At 36.6% G+C, this 3,945-nt stretch carries 5 protein-coding genes; 3 read left to right on the plus strand and 2 right to left on the minus strand.

Annotated elements, in window-relative coordinates; translation table 11 throughout:
- Both QXQ25_04540 and QXQ25_04545 read right to left on the minus strand, forming a co-directional pair.
- On the minus strand, positions 1-514 hold a 514-nt coding region (locus tag QXQ25_04540), incomplete at its 3' end, for an ATP-binding cassette domain-containing protein (GenBank protein ID MEM0160973.1).
- An 82-nt stretch (positions 515-596) separates the two neighbouring features.
- Positions 597-1,034 (minus strand): PadR family transcriptional regulator, encoded by a 438-nt coding sequence (locus QXQ25_04545; protein MEM0160974.1) that lies wholly within the window; start codon positions 1,032-1,034, stop codon positions 597-599.
- Positions 1,035-1,137: 103 nt separating this feature from the next.
- Between QXQ25_04545 and purQ the strand changes: the two genes are divergently transcribed.
- The 3 genes from purQ to QXQ25_04560 all read left to right on the plus strand — a co-directional run bounded on the left by purQ (position 1,138) and on the right by QXQ25_04560 (position 3,928).
- The gene (gene purQ / locus QXQ25_04550; GenBank protein MEM0160975.1) at positions 1,138-1,923 is read left to right on the plus strand and encodes a phosphoribosylformylglycinamidine synthase subunit PurQ; all 786 of its coding nucleotides are present in this window, start codon (positions 1,138-1,140) and stop codon (positions 1,921-1,923) included.
- A gap of 59 nt (positions 1,924-1,982) precedes the next feature.
- A complete protein-coding gene (locus QXQ25_04555) occupies positions 1,983-3,614 on the plus strand; it encodes an ABC transporter permease subunit (protein MEM0160976.1) in 1,632 nt (543 codons plus the stop codon).
- A gap of 68 nt (positions 3,615-3,682) precedes the next feature.
- Positions 3,683-3,928 (plus strand): hypothetical protein, encoded by a 246-nt coding sequence (locus QXQ25_04560; protein MEM0160977.1) that lies wholly within the window; start codon positions 3,683-3,685, stop codon positions 3,926-3,928.
- Positions 3,929-3,945: the final 17 nt, after the last annotated feature.

Consider the following 3,945-nt stretch of genomic DNA (forward strand, 5'->3'; position numbering starts at 1 on the left):
TTGTCTGGACGTCAAGCCCAAGGGTAGGCTCGTCGAGAAACAGTATCTTTGGTTCGTTTACCAATCCTACTATGAGCTCAAGTCTCTTTCTCATTCCTCCAGAGTATGTACGTACCAGCCTGTCTGCTGGTTCTTCCATGTCTACCAGCCTGAGTAGATTTTCAATTCTCTCCTTATAAACTGCTTTCGGTATGTCATAAAATTGTGCAACCAATGCCATATTTTCCCTTCCTGTCAAATCTTCGTCTGTGGTGAGATCCTGTGGAACAACTCCAATGATCTTTCTGACCGCAAGCGAATCTCTAGTAATATCCATGCCTGCCACTGTCGCACTGCCAGACGTAGCAGAGATTCTGGTTGTAAGCATATTGATTGTTGTTGTCTTCCCAGCTCCATTTGGGCCCAGTAGCCCATATATCTCTCCCTCATATATTTCTATGTTCAACTTATCTACCGCTTTTATTTTTCCGTTGTAAATTTTTGTAAGATCAATTGTCTTAATCATAGTTTGCATTTTAATTCACCTTTTCAAGTTAATTACATTGACATTTCCTTCGTATACATTTCCAACATCTTTCACTTTTATCATTTTCATTTTACCACAGCTCCTTTAGTTTATCTTCGGCATCTCTCAATATCTTCAATATTTTTTCATTGTTTTCAGCGATCTTTGGCTCATCCATAGTAAAAATAGTCTTATGTAGCATTTCGAGCTCCATTCCTATTTTCCCGTAACACTTGTATTTTTCTTTTTCTGACTCCATGATATCTTTGAACCGGTCCATCTTCTCAATAACCGATTTCTTTCCTTTCTCTGTTATTCCATAATATTTCCGGTTCTCTTTCTGAGATACTTCTATAAGTCCATCATTTGCCAGAGACTTCAATATGGGGTATAGCACGCCGCTGCTTGGTTCATATACATTGAATGTACTATTCTTAATATTTTTTCGTATCTCGTACGCCGTCAGATCTTCCTTTCTTAAAGCCATTAACACGATATTCTTTAAGATTCCCTTACCATGATGGTTCATAGAGATTAGACATATCTAATATATATTTAAATATTTCTAAAAATTATGATATGGATCAGTATTAAATAAATTTTAATATTTTGAGTATCTTATCCTTCTCACAATGATCCCTAAAATTGCAATATTGAGAATTGAGGGCACAAACTGCGATGAGGAAGCTTATCTAGCGTTCAAGAACGCAGGTGGCGCTCCAGATTACGTTCATCTCAATGAACTGAAATTGAAAAGAAAAGACCTTGAAGATTACCAGATGCTTTACATACCGGGCGGTTTTTCTGCAGGAGATTATGTTCGGGCTGGTGCCATTTTCGCTGCGAGAATCAAAGGGCTAATAGAAAAAGATCTTGTTAAATTCATAGAGGAGGGAAAACCGATACTTGGGATATGCAACGGTTTTCAAATTCTATTGGAGCTCGGCATATTGCCTGGCATTAACACAAAGATCAGCAAGATCCCGCAGGCTGTCCTGACCACTAATGACTCTAACCTGTTTGAGTGCAGGTGGATATACTTGAAAAAAGAAAGCAGAAAATGCATATTCAATAAGAACTATGATGACCAGATCATATCACTTCCAATTGCTCATGCAGAGGGGAAGTTCTTGCTTTCTGACAATAAGTTATTGGACAAACTCATTGAAAACGATCAGATTGCTTTCAGGTATGTTGACCCGTCTGGCAATTACACTAGCTATCCATGGAACCCGAACGGCTCTATTTACAACATCGCTGGGTTATGTAATGACACTGGTACTATTATGGGCTTGATGCCGCATCCTGAACGCGCGTTTTTTGAATACCAGCACCCAGAATGGAAGAGGGGAAATGGCAAGGATTATGGTAGATCCATTTTTTTATCAGCCATAAATTATCTTTCTAAAAAATTTTGAAAAAATTAATAAGGGATTATTACATCACATTTTAAAGCCACTTAGACTTAGTGATTTATATGAACAAAAGGATCTTGTTCTATGTGATTTTCGTGATCCTGCTGGCTTTTTTCTTTTCTCTATTTTCGATAAATGAGGATGCTACAGTGCTGCTTTATGCACTTTATTCATTTGGCAGGATGCTTGCAGCATATATCCTATCGTTTGCCTTCTCTGTGGTATACGGTTTTTATGCTGCCAGAAGCAAGAGAAATGAGAGAATAATGATCCCTATTCTAGACATTCTTCAATCTGTCCCTATATTAGGATTTTTTCCTGTTGTAATGTTTGCCTTGATCGCTTTTCTTCCCACTGCCGTTGGCGTAGAGTTAGCTTCTATATTCCTGATATTCACAAGTCAGGCATGGAACATGGCGTTTGGGGTGTATGAATCAATTATAACAATACCGCAGCAGATATCAGATTCTGCAAAATCATTTAATCTCAGGAGAGGACAATTGTTCAGGGTCTTATACTTTCCAGCAATGATTCCTAAACTCGTTTACAATAGCATCATGTCATGGGCTGGCGGCTGGTATTTCCTGTTTGCTGCTGAGATCATATCCCTTGGAAATGTTAGTTATACATTACCTGGATTGGGCAGCTTTATGTGGGAAGAGGTATCTTCAAACCACATATATCTTGGATTACTGGCACTTGGAACGCTTGTTATTATTATAATTTCCATGGACATATTTATATGGAGACCTCTCACAATAACTTCTACAAAGTATAAATATGAAGAAGTAGAAGATACACAGACCTATCAAAAATTTTATTTTTTGAAATTTCTGTCCTATCTACCAAGAGTAAAAATCATCACAGATTATGTTAAGAATGCATTTAATAAAATATTAAGATTTAGAATAAGAAAGATTGGCATGAAATTCAAGTACATGAAATGGGCCTGGATCTTTCTTTTACTGTTTATAATTGCAGCGATAATTTTTGGTTTTGTAGCAAATTTCAACCAGTTTTTAGCAGATCTGGCAAAGATAAAGATAGACCAGATGACTGTTATACCGCTGGCAATAGTACTTTCATCGATGAGAATGGCCGTAGCATATGCGATCTCTCTAGCATGGATTCTGCCAGTATCATATTATATGATCTCGCACAAAAAAGCAAATCAGATCTTGACACCCATATTTGAAGTTTTAGCATCTATTCCTGCAACGGCTCTTTTCCCGTTTATTGTAGTCATATTCTTGAAATTTCCAGGGGGTTTGAATCTGATCTCTATTTTTTTAATCATGACCGGTATGCAGTGGTACATACTTTTTAATGTGCTTGGGGGAATGAGCAATTTCCCTGCTGACTTAACTGAGGTTTCTAAAAGCTTTAAATTTAAAAGGTGGCTCTATCTCAAAAAAGTATTTTTACCCGGCATATACCCGTCCATCATAACAGGCAGCATTACTGGCTGGGGCGGAGGTTGGAATGCTTTAATAATATCTGAATACATTGCTATTAACGGAGTTGTATACAGTGTAATTGGCCTTGGTTCGCTTATAGATATTGCCACATACCACAACACAAACATCATGTTAAATCTAGTATATCTGTTCTTTATGATTATAACCGTCCTTTCATTCAATAGATTACTATGGAAACAGCTATATAAAAGAGTGGAAAAATATAAGATAGAGTAACCTTTCATTTTTAATATTACTTTTTTATTTTGCGTAAGGTTTAAATAGTAAAACATATTATTATATTTATGCATAAAACATTAACATTGTTAGGGTATCTAATTAACAAAACTAATGATAGGGTGGTAGTTAAGGCTTCACTCGTTCCCAAAGAGCAGGAACTGGTATATAATGAATCTGGTGAAGTGGTTGGAAAAATTACGAAGATCTATGGTCCTGTTTCAAATCCATATATCAATGTATCCCTAACAAGCACAAAAATTAAAGATAAACTATATGTTGGTGATAGAAATGGAGGAAAAGAAAAAAGATAAACGTGCGTGGATAGATG

The organism is Thermoplasmata archaeon, from assembly GCA_038729465.1.
Classification (GTDB): Archaea; Thermoplasmatota; Thermoplasmata; order Thermoplasmatales; family ARK-15; genus JAVRLB01.